Below are 17260 nucleotides of genomic sequence, written 5' to 3'. Positions count from 1 at the left end.
CATTACGTAGACGCCGAAACAGCACCCTTCGGCTACTTGATCCCCGGTAATCCGGCCGGAATAATGAGGAATGTTTTAATTTTACCACGGCAAAAGCTGGCTTTGTCAGTGATGTAATACTTAGCAAAACCAGCTTTTGGGAGTAGTGAGTTTTTAGTGCTGAGTCCTGAGTACTAAGTAAAGTATAAACTGACTGAGGACTCAATAATCTTTTATTTGAAGCGATAACCAATACCACCATTGATGCTAACAGCAGAAGCATCACTATTTTGGTAAGCACCAAGTCCTACTTTGGCATTAGTGTAGACGAGGAAATTGTTAGCAACTTCCGATTCAACGCCAGCACCTACCACTACCGAATCTCTGTTACCTATAGGAGTTGGTGAGCCATCTTTCTCTACAAAAGAATAACCACCAGTTAAATAGGCGTTAGTTCTATTAGCGATAGGCACATCTACAGAAAGTTCTGGGATGATGGCACTTGTTTTATCACTCCAAAGAACATTACCGCGTGCAGAAAACGGCGTAGTTCCTAATTTCACACGCCCTGTGACATTACCACCAAAAGTGGCATCATCATTAATGCCTTGTCCGCCACTGGTAACGCCAGCTGCAACACCAGCACCAACATAACTAGCATCAGTACCCTTTTTGGTTTCAGCAGAAGCTTGACTAGCTGATAGAACAAAAGGAGCAACTATTAAGGAAGACAATGCAGAAATTGTCACGAAAGACTTGAGTAAGCGTTTCATAATTTTGACCAAATTTTGTATTTTTTACTTGTATATTCTAGGTCGAAAATAAAGTGATAATGTTCCAAATTATTCCCAATTTTTATTCAATATCTGTTGTTATTAATGCATGGAGCTTACAGGAAAATTACCCATTGAAGCTGTTATAATTACATTTCAATGTCTTTTCCTTCTGGCTCTTTGTTCCCCTGATAGACGCTTTTAAAACTGTCACAATAATTGGAACTAAAACTTAATCGGGATATGGTAAATAAAATACCCGATTAATAATTTTTGCCGAGCTTTTCACAACTCATGAAAAAGTAGGCTGTAGCATCTGTTGCAACAAGCTATAGAGGGAATCTATAAAGTTAATTTTGAGCAATTATTGTGGAGATTGAATAATGCTAACCGCTGCAAAAACGTTGTCTGGTTTGATGGGTTTATGTGTCGGTGATGCGTTGGGTGTGCCAGTAGAGTTTACTAGCCGCGCTGAACGAGTAAAATCTCCAGTGACAACGATGTTGGGTTATGGCACATGGAATCAACCCCCAGGAACTTGGTCAGATGATAGTTCCTTAAGCTTTTGCTTGGCAGAATGCCTTTGTAGAGGGTATTCGTTGGAGGCTATAGCTAATTCCTTCTGGCGTTGGTACAAGGAGGCTTACTGGACTCCTCGTGGTGATGTCTTTGATATTGGTCAAACTACCCACACAGCAATTATGCGCCTGAAACAGGGAGTTGTTCCCCATCAGGCGGGTGGTAAGGTTGAAAATAGTAATGGCAATGGTTCTTTGATGAGAATCTTGCCGATGGCTTATTGTCACAGAAACTTAACTTTAGGCGAATTGCTGGCGCGGGTGCATGATGTTTCGGCGATTACTCATGCTCATGCGCGATCGCAAATGGCCTGTGGAATTTATATTAGTATTGCAGTGGCGCTCTTAGAAGGGGCTGACCCGCAAACAGCTTATTTACAAGGATTGCAAGATATTCAAACAATTTATTCTGTGCGGGAATTTTTGTTAGAAAAGCCGCATTTTGGCAGAGTTTTCAGTGGTGAGATTGCCAAGATACCAGTAGAAGAGATTAATTCTGGTGGCTATGTGATTGATACCTTAGAATCATCCTTATGGTGTTTATTAAATAGCTCGTCTTATTCTGAAGCGGTACTGAAAGCTGTCAACTTAGGCGGAGATACCGATACTACTGCCGCCGTCACCGGTGGGTTAGCGGGAATTTACTACGGCGTGGAAAATATTCCTAAACAATGGATGAACCAAATTGCTCGTAGACAAGACATTATTTACTTGGCAGAGCGTTTTGCAAGGGCTGTTTACAGCTAGTTTGGAATTAGAAATTATCATCCCAAGCGTTTGATCGGTGGCTTTTCGCAAGTAAAATCAGTTGTAGAAAAGTTTCATGCTGGTTGAACAATGCTAACCGCTGCAAAAACGTTGTCTGGTTTGATGGGTTTATGTATTGGTGATGCGTTGGGTGTGCCAGTGGAGTTCACCAGTCGCGCTGAACGAGTAAAATCTCCAGTCACATCGATGCTGGGTTATGGAACTTGGGATGTTCCTGCTGGTACGTGGTCAGATGACAGCTCGCTGACCTTTTGTTTGGCAGAATGTCTTTGTGAGGGATTTTCACTGGATGCGATTGCTAATATCCTTCTGGCGCTGGTATCACGAAAGTTACTGGACTGCTCAAGGCGAAGTATTTGATATCGGTAACACCACATTTTTAGCAATTGTGAACTGGAAACAAGGAACTCCACCCCTGAAAGCAGGTGGTACTAGTGAAAATAGTAATGGCAATGGTTCGTTGATGAGAATCTTGCCGATGGCTTATTGTCACAAAAGTTTAACTCTGGATGAATTGATTGCACGGATACATCAAGTTTCTTCCATTACCCATGCTCATCTCCGTTCTCAAATGTCCTGTGGAATTTATATTAGTATTGCAGTGGCGCTCCTAGAAGGGGCTGACCCCCAAACAGCTTATCTACAAGGATTGCAAGATATCCAAACAATTTATTCTGTCCGAGAGTTTTTGTTAGAAAAGCCGCATTTTGGCAGAATTTTTAGTGGTGAGATTGCCAAGTTACCAGTTGAAGAGATTAATTCTGGTGGCTATGTGATTGATACCTTAGAGTCATCCCTGTGGTGTTTGTTAAATAGCTCGTCTTATTCTGAGGCAGTACTGAAAGCTGTCAACTTAGGCGGAGATACCGATACTACCGCCGCCGTCACTGGTGGGTTGGCGGGAATTTACTACGGCGTGGAAAATATTCCCAAACAATGGATGAACCAAATTGCTCGTAGACAAGACATTATTTACTTAGCGGAGCGTTTTGCAAGGGCTGTTTACAGTTAGTAGTCTGTCAATTCAACTTTGACGAGTAGATAAATTCTTCAATTTCTCTTCTTTTTTCCTTCGCGTTCTTTGCGTCCTTGGCGGTTCGTTCTCTTATCTCTCAAATTTAATGAGACAAACCACTAGTTTGTAATTTTAAATTATACAAAGAGTGAGGAGTTATGAAAATCCTAACTCTTCACTCTTTACTTTTAACTTGCTGAGAAACCCACTGCAAGTAGGCTTGAGAACTGGCAACAATTGGTAAAGCAATAATTTCTGGAACCTCATAAGAGTGCAGTTCCTTGATTTTGGCCTCCATTGCAGGAAATTGCGCCAAATCAGTTTTAATCACTAATTGCCATTCTTGCTCTTTATGCAGTTCTCCTTGCCAGGTGTAAATTGAGTGGATTGGTAACAGACTCACACAAGCAGCGAGTTTAGCTTCCACAAGGGCATTTGCAATTGCTTCTGCCTCCTGTATGTTGCCAGCTGTCACCAATACCACACCATAGCCAGCGGGTGTCTCCATGACCTCTAAACCGTCGCAGACAAGGAATACACCTGACCATCAATCAGTAGTCGTGTGATGCCCTTAGCTTGCAAATGAGTCCGAGCCTTATGGAGCATTTTACTATCAGGAACTTTAATCACGCGATCGCGCTTGGTAGAAAAGCGCTTGGCTACACGATGATTATCAAACACCGGCAGAGTTCTTTGCTGAGTTTCCAGGCTGGGAATTTGTCCCAAATCACCAAAGTCCTTCAAAGGTCGCGTAATTAATTCTGAGGAACGGTCAATTACCAAATAGCAAGTTTTGGGCAAATTGGCTATCGACAGTGGTAAAACTTCAACTGATGCTTCACCTGGTTTTCTTTTTGTAACTAAAGGTCTTTCCTCATCCAGGTCATCATCATCAAAGTCTTCCTCCTCAAAGTCATCATCTTCTAAATCATCATCTTCTAAATCATCCAAATCCTCTGATTCGTCGAGCAAATCTTCGCCCAACATGTGCGCGATGACAGCCGCTCCTGGATGTTCGTTCTTTAGCGGTGGGATGGGAATGCTGACTATTTCCGGCGGCTTTGGCTCTGGAGTTTCTAATTTCTCTGTGACTCGGAGTTTGGGTTTCTCCGTCGCCGAGGGGCGTCGCCGCACTCGTCTACTAGCAGCGATTGACTCAGCCGTTTCCTCTGAGTAAAGTTCCTGCTCTACACGAATTATCTTACGTGGTAGTGGCTCAACTTTCGGCACTTCCAAGGGTTGGCTTTCGATGGGTGGAGCTTCTATCTCTGGCTCCGGTTGAGTCAGCAGTGGTAACTGCTCGTAGCTTACCTGCGCCCTGCCTTCAGGAGTTCTCGCAGCCCGCTTTAAAGAGACTAAGTATTCATACTCATCTTCTGGCAAAGTGCTTTTGAGCAAGCGACTAATTGTCGAGTTACTCACACCATAGCGTTCTGCCAAAGTTGAGGTTGTTTCGGCAGTCTCTCGATATAACTTCAGAATTTCTTGCTTGTCAGAGTCTGTTAATTTTCTCACGGTAGATACCAAAAATCTTTACTAAGCTCGTTTCCGTCCGCTGGTACGCCGTGTTCGTCTTAGTGATGCGTCATATTCTAAGACAGCGCCCATGCCAAATAACACTCCACTAAACACCCAAAACACTTCTAATATTTCTCCACTTTGATAATTGGGGCCTTGGGCGTATTTAAACCACATATCTGCAATGTAGAGCGAAAAGGCCGCGGCTGCAATCATTCGCCAAGACTGGGAAACTCTTCCCCCCCAAAAGGCTAGTAGCAGAGTGGTAGCAATAATTAACAAAACCACATCGCTAACTACGTAAAACCAATTCAAAATAGCGACTAGCAGTTCTGAGGGTGTTTCCTGCTGCATAGAAATCCACCATGCCAACAAACTACCGAACACTGCAATTGCTAACACAATTAGCCACTGCCATTTTTCCAGATTGATTCGCCTGGAAGCCACAGCTAAAATCATGCCTGCGCCAAGTAATAGATAAGTCAGTACAAAAAATATATCGCCTACAGACACATCTGGTTCATCTTTTAAAACTATTTCGGTATATCCGAAAATTATCCCTCCAACGAAATAGGAAAGCATACCTAACCCAATTAAGAGCCAAACATTTCGCCCACTGACGATTTGTGGACTCAGCCAGTTCCTCAAGCATAAGATACTGGCACCCAAATAAGCTAAAGCTTCAAAAATATTTGTGCCAATCACATACCACTCGGCTCGGCTTTCTATGCCATCGGCTCCGGGAACTTTGGCACTAAACAACAAAAAGTATAGCAGTGCCAGTACGGCCCAGCCAATATTAGCTAAGACAATGTTCTGAGTAGTGAAAATTGATTTAGAAAGGAACGAATTCTCGTAAGAGTTATTCATAGAGCTTGACTATGTAGATGCACTCTGGCAGTATTTTGAGTTAAAGGACTGTATATCTAGCAGTATGTCTACCAGGTAATACACAATCTGACACCAAAAGCAAGTGCCAGTGGCTGGAATTTGGTGAAAACATTTCCATGCTACTGCCATAGTTTACCCAGTGGCGATTGATTTAGCCAAGCGATAAACAGCGATCGCTCGGCTTCTGGCATATCTTCTAGCTTATAAATCACTTGTTTGGTAAAATTAGCGTTGCCAAAATAAGCTTTTCCTAATCGATGCAGTTCTTGTAACAGGATAACTACATGATTTTCTTGCCAATCAGGTATTTTAGCTGTCGGCAAAGGATTAGTAGATACCAAGTATTTAACCGCTTCTAGGGAAGATGCTTGAGGAAATTGCTTCTGCTTTAATACTTCCGCAATATCTTTTTCAAATAATGCAGCTTGTTTAGCACCTAAAAACTCTTCAATGTCGATAGAAACACCCTGTAACAGCAAAATACTGGCTTGGACTAAAATCGCCGTTTTGCCATGACCACCTGTATCACTATCCAGCTGCTCTAAACGGATTTTACCCCAGACGCTAAAGCGTTCCGGTTCCTCCAGCAAAACACAGGCTTTACCCCGGTTATCCGTTAATTCTCTCCATAAGGCTCTAGCTTCTTCTTCTTGACTAGCTTTGAAGACACTAATCAAGCGAAAAGTCTGCCCTTGATAACTGAGGATCGGCACTTGCTGATCCTTTTTTGGGTGCTGAATGCTTGATATTTCAACATCCTGCCGTTTGAGAATAAACATGGCACTAGCAAATAACTCCTCACAGGGGCACTCTTAATATGGAATATATAATGGCATTTGGCAGCATCGCCAAGGCTGAAATTACCTAGCATACTGTGGAAATGAGCCTAGCGATCGCCAGATACTTCCCGAAGGTAGCCACCCAGAGGGCGTTAGCGTTAACAGGCAAATAACCCCTTGACAACACAATATATCTAAACCAATACTCCATCTGTTTCGTTTTTAGTGTAAATTGACTAGCTAGCGACTAGCATCTTAGCCTTGCTAGTGGTAAATCTGCAATTTTTGATTGCTTCTTGGTAGGTGAAGACGATATAATAGTGTAGGTGACTCCTTCGGGAGCCATTATTTTGTTTTGGGCGCGTAGCTCAGTGGATAGAGCAATTGCCTTCTAAGCAATCGGTCGCAGGTTCGAACCCTGCCGCGCTCGTTTTAACTCAATATGAACCCTCAAGTATCGTGAAGTGATATGATGATTAAGCTGTTGCGCGTATAGTTTGCACTTTTTATGGCTTGGAACCCTTGTTTTAACAGGAACACTCTGGAAAATTAAAGACACTACAGCTTACCTCGGTTGAGGGTTCGTTATTGCTGCATCATACTAAAAATAACGTGAGTTCGACGGCTCTAAAAAACGGCAGGAGGCAGTGCAGGCAAATCTTTTGGGTAAATGTCAATTGAGGGTTTTTTGGGCAGATAGGTGTAAGCAGCCAAACCAGCCATCAAGTTGACCAAAAAGTTAAATACACTACAATGCCCTTGGGTGTTCTATTTGACACATATTTTTCAGATGGTCATTGACGACTCGGCGGACTGCTCGTTTGCGTAAAAGAATTTTATCAATCAGTTTTACCAAGCGATTTTTCATGCTCTTCTTAGATTTGGTAAGTAACTGTAATCCCCGTTCATATAATTATTCAAATAATTTTTGACCAGATTATCCTCGGTCGCCAAATAGTTGAGCCAGTGCCTTGGGCGGCTCTGCCGACTTGAAGCAACTGGCGTTACCAATTAGATCCTTAGTCATATCTGGGACTGGCACTCTATCATCAACATTTGCCGGAGTCAGCTTGAATGCAAGCAATTCTCCACAGTCGTTAATAATCAGACTCATGTAGTTGTGGTTTTGGTAATTGCCATGAGTTTTTGGTCATCGGACTCTGTTGTATCGGTGTTCAAAAATCTGATTCATGGCTTCGCCAGTTTACGCATAGTTTCAGAGTAAAAAACGATGTCATAGAAATAATGGTACTCCTCGACAACTACTATCCTTTCAAATTTTTAGGAAAGCAAGTTGAATACATCCATTTGGGCGATACAGTAAATTGTTCATCCTCAATTTATAGTTCAACAGGTTAAAAATATTCTCCGCAATTGACAATTAAATTTTTCGAGAGTACCTTCAGGTACAAGCAACCTTGTATATTAATGTAAGCCGAAGATAGTTTATAGGACTTACGCATTGACAGAAAAGCCTAAATGACAGATATGCCTTTCAAGGCTTTTAGCTAGATTTTTCAATTATCTTTTTGCGATCGCAATTAACAAAGGATGCTTTGTAAAAGCCTGAAACAACCTATTTACGTTAATATACAAGATGATTCATTTGTACAGTGCGTAAATCCTAGTTTAGAAGATTAAATAAAGATTACTCCTATGAAAAACTTAGTTGCTGCTACTTTCGTTGAATATTTGGCTGAAGTTGGTTTACTAATGACAGGCGTATTAACAACAAAACCATTATATCCGGTCGATTTGTTGCAACAGCAACCATTTAAGATAGGAAATGGAGTAGACCATTCAATACAAAGTCAGTTATCTCCAAATAGTCAAGCTATACCACTTGAGTTCTTGCATACAGATCGAAGTGTCCAAACTGATCTATCAATGCTACTACGAAAAAAGGAAAATCTACTTCAGAAATTCAGACGAAAGAAACATTCTTTAGATTATTCTGGTTTAGTCCAGTCCAACAAGTATGCCCCATCCTTAAAAAAAGATCGTGCAAATAAGGAAACTTTACTTCAGAAATTCAGACGAAAAAACCATTCTTTAGATTATTCTGGCTTAGTCCAGTCCAACAAGTATGCCCAGTCTTTAAGCAAAGACTGTGCAAAAGCTTTAGGAGGATCAGAAAAATTTAATAGTAAATCTCTACCAACTCTCGAATTTAGTAGTTCTGGTATTGCCGTTATAGTATTGCAACGGTTGTTAGTCTCTAATGGCTATCCTATTGGAGTTGATGGAGATTTTGGGCCATTGACAGAAACTGCTGTTATGGCTTTTCAAAATCAGCAAAATTTAAGAGTGGATGGAATGGTTGGTCAACGAACCTGGCGTGCATTGACCTTATAGTAAAGAGAAGCTACTGGAGTCTTTGGAGTTCTGTATTGCATATTTGCTGTTATCACAAATTTGCTTCTGCGCTTTGGATACTAAGTAATTGGTTACATACAATTAAATATTAAGATACAGCATTTACGGCTGTTATGAGGTACAGTAGCAGCAACTAGCAAACCAGTTTCTTAAATGTTGAGGATTTATTAAGTCAAGTGCAACTGAGATTAGTTTATCAACCATTTATGTTGTAGTTGGAGCAAAACTGCGTAAAAAAGATTTAAGTTGTTACCACCATAATTCAATTGGATTAAAATCGGGGGAATATGAGGATAAACAGTTGCATTAACAGATTTGAAAGATTTGACGCTTTTTGAGTTGCGAGAAGGGACAACAGTTCCTCAACGCACACCCGATGGCTGCGCCCGCCGTTCGCGGAGCGTCTCGTAGAGAAGGCATCGCGCAATTCAGTAATATTACTGAGTTCAATCTTTTATAAGTAATTTTCATTCTTCTTTATCATGTAGTCCATTTTCCTGATTAACAGACTGCTTTCTTATTTGATTTTCATCTAAGAAATTTTTACCGGAATCAAGAATCCTAGTACGGATTTGGCGCAAACGTTCTTCCAAGGAAATTTTATTTGCAGAATTTTTTGAGTAAAGGAACTCGACAAAATCTAACACTTCTTCCTGTTTATCTGCTGGAAGAAAACGCCACTTTGCTAGCATTTCTTCTTCTAGATTCATAAGATAACTTGTATGATTTTTGACTCACTTCAACTTTTAAAAATCTAGATTTTTGGAGGAGTTTTTGTGGAACTTTCTACTTTAGCTTTATGGCATAGTAATAGGCGTCTACGGCAGTAGCCATTAGATTGAGATATGCTTGCAGCTTTTGTGAGATTTACTCTAGATATAATTAATCTTGAATCTTCTACAATAGGATGACAGTTCAGTGTAGCGTCGTTTTGATTTGTTGGGGTATAATACTCCTTTTTTACCTTTTTCTTTAGATGTATAGACTTGGCTTGAAGTTCAATTACAACTGGCGTTTTTGATGATGATTGTTGGGATAACAACCATTTCTCAGTTAAATACGTCACTGCACTTAAAATCATTCCTCCACTCATACCAATCATAGTGTTTCTCCCAACATATTGAACTCCAAAATATCCAATACTTACTGCGGCAACCATTGCACCAATGCTTGCAAGGCTATTTTTCAATGGGGATTTGTTCATGGGCTTTGGTACAATCTCTAACTGTGCAGGAAAAGCCAAAAAGCTCTTTTCCAATGCTTGTTGAGATACTTTCATCGGTTTGTGGCACAGTAAATCTTCTTGCTGCAATGATAAAGACCTATTTTCATTACTATTTCCAGTGAGCTTTAAACTATTTATTATAAAGGCAAATTAGTTTAGCTCACAAACTCTAATCATGGCAACCGTTTTTTTACGGTATTTATCAAGAGAGTACAGGAGACTAACAATACAATTACGGAGGTATCTTTAAGAGGTGATTTATAAAGTAAATCTTAAGAAGCAAGTCGATAGTCGGCTTTGGCTAAGTGTATAAGGGGTTCAGCCGAGATACGTGCAAAATGGGGCACGTTGTAAAGTTATATTAAGTAAATTCCTATATTCTTTACTCTGACTACTTTACAAGCCCCTCAAGCCAGAGCAAAAACCCCGACCTCATCTAACATTATTGGCACAGTCTCCATATCCATCTGTGATATTTTAAGATAAAGTGCTTTTTGTCAATAAGTTAAAATATTCAAAATTACCTTGATAAGAATGATACTTGTAATCATATTACTCTGATGCTACCGGCTTAGTGGTGCAGAAAACTTTTTTGAGTTTTAAGTAGAGAAAACAGTGACTTTAGAGAACTCAACTCTGGTCTGTAATTGCTCCCGTTTTTTAAGTAACGATGGTCGCGTAACCAACGGATGAACGCACCGTGTTCAAAGCCTCGATCTGCTAATAATCTCACTTGGCATCCTGGTGGCAACATTCGCAGTGTGGTTTCCAAGACTGGACGATAATCCTCATAGCCGACTGTGGCGCTGCCATGTTTCAAAACGCTCTGTCCTAAAGGAATTGACCTTCCTCCCCAAATTAAACACACCTCTATCAGGCAATATTTATCCCACAATACGCTGGTATCAAGAACTAGTGTCATTCCAATTCCCTCCCATGCCTTGAGAAACTGCTCTACCAGAGGGTAATAGAAAGTTTCGACATTAATTTTCGGGTTACTTCCTGTCACCTCTGTCTGTTTTTAAATCCTACCTATATCTACGTTTCAAGGCTTTTCTGCACCACTAAGTGCTACCGGATTGGGTATCACTGCCTCTAGTGTTCTTTCGATATTGGATTCATCTCTAACCTTAAAGTAGTAATAGAGATTTGTAACCGCTAGGTCAGAGACTTTTTGTAAGTTGTTTGAAGCTAATGTTTTGTACCCTGCAACACTAGCTTGTTGCTTAATATAAACTTCGTAGTCACAACGCAAATAAGGCTTGAACATAAACATCAACTGGTCACGCAGGGAGTAAAAATGAGCTTTTTCAGTTAAATATTCGTACGCTAGTTGTTCCGGAGGAACTGTTAACAATTCGGTAGCTAAGTTGACATCTAGGGTATGGGCAGGTTCTAAAGTGTTAAAATCGCTGCTAACTAAAAGTTTGATTTCAGCTTTTGAAAGTGAGCGCATCCAATCAACCCGTGCCTGCCATATTTCCAGAATAGCGAAGTCATGGTTGCGAATACGGCTAATTTCAGGAAAGAGAAAATCCAGATCGTCGTATGACTCGCAATGTCCAATTACAATACAGGAGTGTTCGCTGATTTTATCGCGGAGATGCCAAAGGCATTCGCTGACAGCAGACATCTCATTCTGCACTTGATATGTAATAACAATTGCTTGTTCAATTGCCCAAGCGCATTCAAATCTGCGGATCTGTCCCAATGCAGATATCTCTTCCAGTAGGTGAGGATTGGTGTAATCTGCTAATGCCTTCAACAGCATTTTTCGTACATCAACGATTTCATCATTTCTCGAAGTAAAATCTTTTAATTGTATTACCGACTGTAAGCGGTTAATAGCTTGGACAAACAGTGTATACGCTCGTACTAAAACTAGGCGATGCTGTTCAAAATTAACATCTTGGACTATTTGCTCTACAATTTGCCGGATTTCAGCTTCTTGATCTTTGACAGCTTGACTCAAATTAATAAAGCCATTTTTAACTTCAAGTCGCATTTGCTGGACTTCTCTTCTAAATTTGAGTACCTGGTGCAGGTTTACAGCTTTTAGCGCGACAGTTGCTACCGTTCCTACCCCAATTAAAGCTGTGGTTGCTTGTAGCACTCCCAGGTTTGTTTGAAGTGATTGCAAACCAGTTCGTATAAAATCATTCTGCTGATAGTTTTTTTGGAAATCTATATCTATATAGGTTTGCACCATGTTTGCTCCTTTCATTAGGAACTGAACGGGTGTAATAAGCGGTGATACAAGATTATTATTGACTAGCGCACTAACTGCATAACCAACAAACTGTCCTGTTGCACTATCGCATACTATGCCGATAGAGATTCCATTACTAAATACTTCTACATACTTACCAGATTTGATACCAGCTTCAACATTAGATGTAAATTTAAATAACATATTTTACTTTGTAACATTTAGTTTTTTCAGCCTAGCTGTTGCTTAAATTTTAACTTAAAGGGTTTGGCAGGACTGTGCCAAAACGGGAAAATTGTATGCTAAGAAATTAATGCAAACGCTAAAACCGTTATGAAGCTTAGATTCGAGACATTGCTGAAAATCATTTTTTATTTTCTGGCGCTGCTCCTTCAGTTGACAGTTCAAGAGAAATACTAATTCTCTGAAAAAGGAAAATTAATATTGCTATTAATAGTAGAACAGTATTACTTTTAGCCAAAACTGATATTTACTTACTGCCCATAATTTGGGATTTTCTCAAAGGCTCGTTGTGCTACTTTTTTCGCACGCCGAGAAGTCACTTTTGAATATCGCAAAGTCATTTGAATCGTCTCATGTCCCATCAACGCCCGTAGTTCGTCGATACCCATCAAACCGACCCTTTCCGTGCCAAAGGTATGTCTCAAGTCGTAGAAACGAATTCCTTCTAATTCGCTTACACCCTTAATGAACTAATCATATCGCTCAAATTTAAATTCAGCCCTTATTGTGGAGAATCCTATAAGCAGTCGGAAAAATTACATGTTTAACAGCAAAATATTTCAATACTTCATTGGCTCGATTTCGGGCATCTACTTTAATTAAATTAGACGGTCAAAAACTTGCCTACCCGCGAATTATTATCTAGCGAAGCTGTCACCAGGGGCAAGATAGTCTGGAAACTATTTCTATATCTACGCTATAGCATTTTTGACATCGAACTAGAATTTCTGCATGAAGGTTAAATGCACATGGCTGGTACGTTGAAAAAATAGCTACCCATTTTAACTGGACTCCGCAAACAGTGAGAGAAGTTTTGCATAAATGGGAAAAGCTTGGTATACAAGGGCTTTGGGGAAAACTTTCTTCCAGGGGGAAAACCGAAGTGCAAGGAGGAAGACAAGTTTCTTAAACACTTACCGTAATAATACTGATATTTATATATATTGAAATTGAAAAGTACCGTAATAGCACGGTTACAATGGCTAGAGTTTTTTATTAAAACTATTTCATTCAAACTATTGAGTATTCTAATCAGGGTGGCTACATTATGTCAACAAGAAAAAATATTGTCAAGAAGGTCAAAAAAGTCGCATTAATAACTGCTTATTGACACAGATGGTAGGCGTAGACTTATTGTTGATTGTTTCAACTCAAAAATATTTTCAATTAAGTCAATAAACTATAATTTAATGGTTAAATAATTATTTAGCTCATTATTGAAATAATAGCAAGATGCTTAAATATAAATAAAAAACAAAATTACTGTTATAAATTAGTTATTAGCTTTTGACTTATTTTTCAAATAAATCAGTCTATCAAATTCATAGTTTATTGATTAGAGAAATGGCATTTTAAAAATTTAATAATATTATTAATTCCAAGCTAAATCAATATTATAAATCAGTTTAAATACTCAATACATAAATAACTTTTGGTTAACTAAGTTCGGAAAAACTAATAATTCAATAATCATGATGAACACATTACTAATCGGGAATCAAGTAGTTGACTTATTGTCACGTATTACGGGGCAAAAACTCACTCAACGGGATGCCACGCGGCCAGTGATATTCTTAGCTAATTTGGTTACAGTATTGCTGGGAGTAATGTTTGTTGATGGCATAGTTACAGACGAAAAAAAACAAAGGCTGCTAGCAATATTATATCGCTTTAGTACACCAGGAAGTGATGTAAGGCGACTGACACATTTAATGATTAAGGGAATTAAAGAATATCAGCTTTATCTGAAAGTTAATGAACTACTAACTTTAATAAATCCACTTACACAATCAGAACGACTCTTATTGATTGGCTTTGGTTACGAAATGTCGGCAGCTAATAGCAAGGGTGACTCCCGTAAGCAACAGTATTTGCGACTTTTAGCCAAGTATTTAGATGTTAAACCGCAACATTCGCTAGTTTTAGCAGCTGCATTTAAACCTGAAAAGCATTTTGATAAAGCAGTTTTAAATGAGGTATATATGCTACTAGAACCGGAACGTTTTCAAGGAGAAGGTACTCTATTTGTTAAGGGATCTAGCGATAAACTGCGGATTATGCCTGTTAAAACTATAATGACTGAACCACATGTGCCTGTATCCTATGAAGGGTTAAAAAAGTTTCATGAGCTTAACAAGCAGTTAGATAATTATTGCCAGCAGATTTTCCAAATAGTTCAAGCCTGTTCTGAAGGTAATTTTGTACCTAAAGATTTAATTGACGAAGTTAGTATGGTTTTAAAAAATCTGCAATCACAGCGGTTTCGATTAGCGGTTGTAGGCGAGTTTAGCCAAGGGAAATCTACTTTAATCAATGCTTTACTTGGTGAAGAAATTCAACCTACACGAGAAATTCCCTGTAGTGGTACAGTAACAGTTTTAAAGTATGGGATGCAAAAACGGATAGTCTGTCGTTATAAAGATGGAAGCGAAGAAGAAATTGAATTTGACGAATACCAACAAAAAGCAAGTATTTCTGAAGATACAGCAATTGGTTGTGTAAGTGATAAACTGCTACAATCTGAGATTGAGGAAATCATTTTTGAACACCCGGATTTGGAACTATGTAGTAGCGGTGTAGAAATCATTGATTCACCCGGATTAAACGAACATCCCGAACTGACGGCTGTTACTCAAAAGTTACTCCAAGATATTGATGCTGCTATTTTTCTTACTAATGCCTCACGTTCACTAACGCAAGGCGAACGCAACTTGTTACATGAATTGAAAATCAAACTGAACCATGGTAAAGATGACAAACCTGCAAATAACTTATTTATTGTGGGAAACTTTATGGATTTAGTACGTACAGATAAAGGTCGCGAACAAGTAAAACAGAGAATTTACAACTTTGTTGAAGGTGATAACCCGATAATTACAGGTAAAAACCGTGTTCATTTTATTTCGGTACAAGCTGCGCTTGATGCAATTTTAAACGGATACGAGGATGAGTATCTAAAAAATTTTAATAGTTTTACCAAATCAATAGAAAAGTTTTTAATGATTGAACGTGGAGCATTAAAACTTGAGCGTTCAGTCGATGAAATTAATAAATTAATTCAAAAAGTTATCAGTAGACTGAAGAAAACTGACGATACCCTAAAAGATAATATGCAGACTTATCAAACGGAAAAACAGAAAATTTTAGAACAAATTGGAGAAGCTAGTGGACGTGATGTCAAAATATGTGTATTAGCGGTTAGAATTATAGAGCAAGCACTTGAAAAAGCAAATACTTCTTGGGATGAGTGGTATCAGGGTTTAAGTGAACGTATGATATTAAGAAGCGATCATTGGTATTCTAAACATGGATCATTTTGGAGCAAAGACAAATTAATTCGAGAATATATTCCATGCTTTATGGAAGACTTAATAGATGAAATTAATGAGTGGAATAAAAATCAGATGAATGATATAATATTGCGAGACAGTTTACAAATATTAAATGAAAGTATTCAATATGAATTAAGCACAATTCAAGCTGACTTTCAGCAATTATATATAAAATCAGACACTTCTTTTAATAATCGATTGGATTTTTTTAGTGGTAATATTAATAGTGAATTTATGGGATTTAGTAGTGTTAGTATTAGTAACGCTTTAGGAGTTGAAATAGGGCTATCTCCAGGAGGAATTAGTTTTATAGCAGCCTTTATAGCAGCCATTATAGCTAAAGTTACTATGATTATTAATACCTTTGAATTAGAGGAGGCGGATGATGATGAATTGTATAATCCAATCAAAATCAAAGTTTTAGAAATAGGTCTTGAAAAATTTGATCAATGCATTGATAAAGTTTATGAGAAATTATATGAAAATTTTGACACAGCTTTCGATAGTCAAGTTGAATCAGCAAATCGATTTATCGAGCAATCTATCTCACTTTACGAAAACCTTTTAGAACAGCAGGAAAAAGCGGAACAAGAAAGTATCAAAAAATATAATATATCTAAAGCGTTTATTTTGCAGCAGTGCCAACAACTTGAGCAAGTCCAAAATGGAATCAATACAGATATTGGGATCTGGTACTCAGAGATAATTAATAAAATAAATTATTAAGAGGCAATATGATTAACTCCGAAAGCCTTACCATTAAAACAGTTAAGAAACCGTTCGTTTATTTGACTTTTATAGTTGCATTTAATCCTGGCTCAAAGCGATGATTGCAGGTTGGTTGCAAATATAGCATTTGCGTCTGTTATGATGTACAATAAATTAAAATATAAATACCTGTAAATTAAATCATACTCTGTCGATCTTCGAGAAAAAATAGTTGCAGCACATCTTCAAAAAAACATTTCAATCAGGAAAGTAGCTAACATATTTTCCATCTCAAAAAGTTTAGTCCAAAAGCTTGTAAAACAACAAAAACTTGAAGGAAATTTAACGTGAGTTCGACGGCTCTAAAAAACGGCAGGAGGCAGTGCAGCAAATCTTTTGGGTAAATGTCAATTGAGGGTTTTTTGGGCAAATAGGTGTAAGCAGCCAAACCAGCCATCAAGTTGACCAAAAACTATACAGTAATAATTTTTGGGCTAGGTTTGTAGGGCAACGTATATCAAATATAACTATTTTAAAAAGAAGCTACAGCAGCGTACTATACGCAGATATTGCAAATGAAATTGGATTACTGTTTGAAGTAGAAAATGGGAGTAGATTTATCGCTTCTCACGGATTATATGACGATTCGGATGAATTTTCAGTCATTCAGGAATCACAGATTGATAATAAAATTCGTAATCAGATCCAAGGACTTAGAGGAGAGAGTGAAAAAAAGGGCGTTGCTGAATAGTAGGATAAATGTCTCTGTGGCTTATACTGAGCCTACAAAATCATAGCCAAATCATAGCCAAAAAAACAAGCTGGATATCCCAAATTCTGATCTGATAGTCAAAATAGTCACAAAT

At 38.6% G+C, this 17260-nt stretch carries 12 protein-coding genes, 1 tRNA gene and 4 pseudogenes; 6 read left to right on the top strand and 11 right to left on the bottom strand.

The features are described from left to right. Positions 1-212: 212 nt before the first annotated feature. Complete coding sequence (locus HWQ42_RS02355; RefSeq protein ID WP_292808957.1) at positions 213-752, bottom strand: hypothetical protein; 540 nt, start codon at positions 750-752, stop codon at positions 213-215. Between the two features lie 383 nt (positions 753-1135). Here HWQ42_RS02355 and HWQ42_RS02350 point away from each other — a divergent pair, with 383 nt between their 5' ends. Both HWQ42_RS02350 and HWQ42_RS02345 read left to right on the top strand, forming a co-directional pair. After that, positions 1136-2077 carry an ADP-ribosylglycohydrolase family protein gene (locus HWQ42_RS02350; RefSeq protein WP_292808956.1) on the top strand — a complete coding sequence of 314 codons (942 nt, stop codon included), beginning with the start codon at positions 1136-1138 and terminating at the stop codon, positions 2075-2077. A gap of 90 nt (positions 2078-2167) precedes the next feature. Next, positions 2168-3110: pseudogene (locus tag HWQ42_RS02345) on the top strand (ADP-ribosylglycohydrolase family protein). 178 nt (positions 3111-3288) lie between these two features. Here HWQ42_RS02345 and cutA read toward each other — a convergent pair. The 4 genes from cutA to HWQ42_RS02325 form a co-directional block, all read right to left on the bottom strand. Then, positions 3289-3621, bottom strand: coding sequence for a divalent-cation tolerance protein CutA (gene cutA, locus HWQ42_RS02340; RefSeq protein ID WP_292732528.1), 333 nt, complete (start codon positions 3619-3621; stop codon positions 3289-3291). A 5-nt stretch (positions 3622-3626) separates the two neighbouring features. Beyond that, the gene (locus tag HWQ42_RS02335; RefSeq protein WP_292808955.1) at positions 3627-4628 is read right to left on the bottom strand and encodes a transposase; all 1002 of its coding nucleotides are present in this window, start codon (positions 4626-4628) and stop codon (positions 3627-3629) included. A 21-nt stretch (positions 4629-4649) separates the two neighbouring features. After that, entirely contained in the window at positions 4650-5501 is an 852-nt protein-coding gene (locus HWQ42_RS02330; RefSeq protein ID WP_104908316.1) for a hypothetical protein, read from the bottom strand. A 140-nt stretch (positions 5502-5641) separates the two neighbouring features. Next, the gene (locus HWQ42_RS02325) at positions 5642-6301 is read right to left on the bottom strand and encodes an Npun_F0813 family protein (protein WP_292732522.1); all 660 of its coding nucleotides are present in this window, start codon (positions 6299-6301) and stop codon (positions 5642-5644) included. 357 nt (positions 6302-6658) lie between these two features. On the opposite strand from HWQ42_RS02325, the gene HWQ42_RS02320 reads away from it, so the two are divergent. Continuing rightward, positions 6659-6731, top strand: a tRNA-Arg gene (locus HWQ42_RS02320). A 318-nt stretch (positions 6732-7049) separates the two neighbouring features. Here the strand turns inward: HWQ42_RS02320 and HWQ42_RS02315 are convergent. Continuing rightward, positions 7050-7415 (bottom strand): annotated as a pseudogene (locus HWQ42_RS02315) (transposase). A 542-nt stretch (positions 7416-7957) separates the two neighbouring features. Between HWQ42_RS02315 and HWQ42_RS02310 the strand changes: the two are divergent. Continuing rightward, the gene (locus HWQ42_RS02310; protein WP_292808954.1) at positions 7958-8656 is read left to right on the top strand and encodes a peptidoglycan-binding domain-containing protein; all 699 of its coding nucleotides are present in this window, start codon (positions 7958-7960) and stop codon (positions 8654-8656) included. Between the two features lie 488 nt (positions 8657-9144). On the opposite strand, the gene HWQ42_RS02305 is transcribed toward HWQ42_RS02310, so the two are convergent. The 5 genes and pseudogenes from HWQ42_RS02305 to HWQ42_RS02285 all read right to left on the bottom strand — a co-directional run bounded on the left by HWQ42_RS02305 (position 9145) and on the right by HWQ42_RS02285 (position 12743). After that, on the bottom strand, positions 9145-9387 hold the full coding sequence (locus HWQ42_RS02305; RefSeq protein ID WP_292732519.1) for a hypothetical protein: 243 nt from the start codon (positions 9385-9387) through the stop codon (positions 9145-9147). A gap of 44 nt (positions 9388-9431) precedes the next feature. Next, a complete protein-coding gene (locus tag HWQ42_RS02300; protein ID WP_292808953.1) occupies positions 9432-9989 on the bottom strand; it encodes a hypothetical protein in 558 nt (185 codons plus the stop codon). 589 nt (positions 9990-10578) lie between these two features. Continuing rightward, positions 10579-10899 (bottom strand): annotated as a pseudogene (locus tag HWQ42_RS02295) (IS4 family transposase); the annotation flags it as partial. 48 nt (positions 10900-10947) lie between these two features. Then, on the bottom strand, positions 10948-12315 hold the full coding sequence (locus HWQ42_RS02290; RefSeq protein ID WP_292808952.1) for a hypothetical protein: 1368 nt from the start codon (positions 12313-12315) through the stop codon (positions 10948-10950). 290 nt (positions 12316-12605) lie between these two features. After that, entirely contained in the window at positions 12606-12743 is a 138-nt protein-coding gene (locus HWQ42_RS02285) for a hypothetical protein (RefSeq protein WP_334813424.1), read from the bottom strand. Between the two features lie 359 nt (positions 12744-13102). Here HWQ42_RS02285 and HWQ42_RS35405 point away from each other — a divergent pair. Continuing rightward, a pseudogene (locus tag HWQ42_RS35405) lies at positions 13103-13264 on the top strand (helix-turn-helix domain-containing protein); the annotation flags it as partial. Positions 13265-13826: 562 nt separating this feature from the next. Next, positions 13827-16412, top strand: coding sequence for a dynamin family protein (locus HWQ42_RS02280; protein ID WP_292808951.1), 2586 nt, complete (start codon positions 13827-13829; stop codon positions 16410-16412). Positions 16413-17260 lie beyond the last annotated feature (848 nt).

The sequence above is a fragment of the Nostoc sp. JL23 genome (assembly GCF_017115065.1).
GTDB classification, from domain to species: domain Bacteria; phylum Cyanobacteriota; class Cyanobacteriia; order Cyanobacteriales; family Nostocaceae; genus Nostoc; species Nostoc punctiforme_A.
This window is presented reverse-complemented; position numbering and strand designations above follow the sequence as displayed.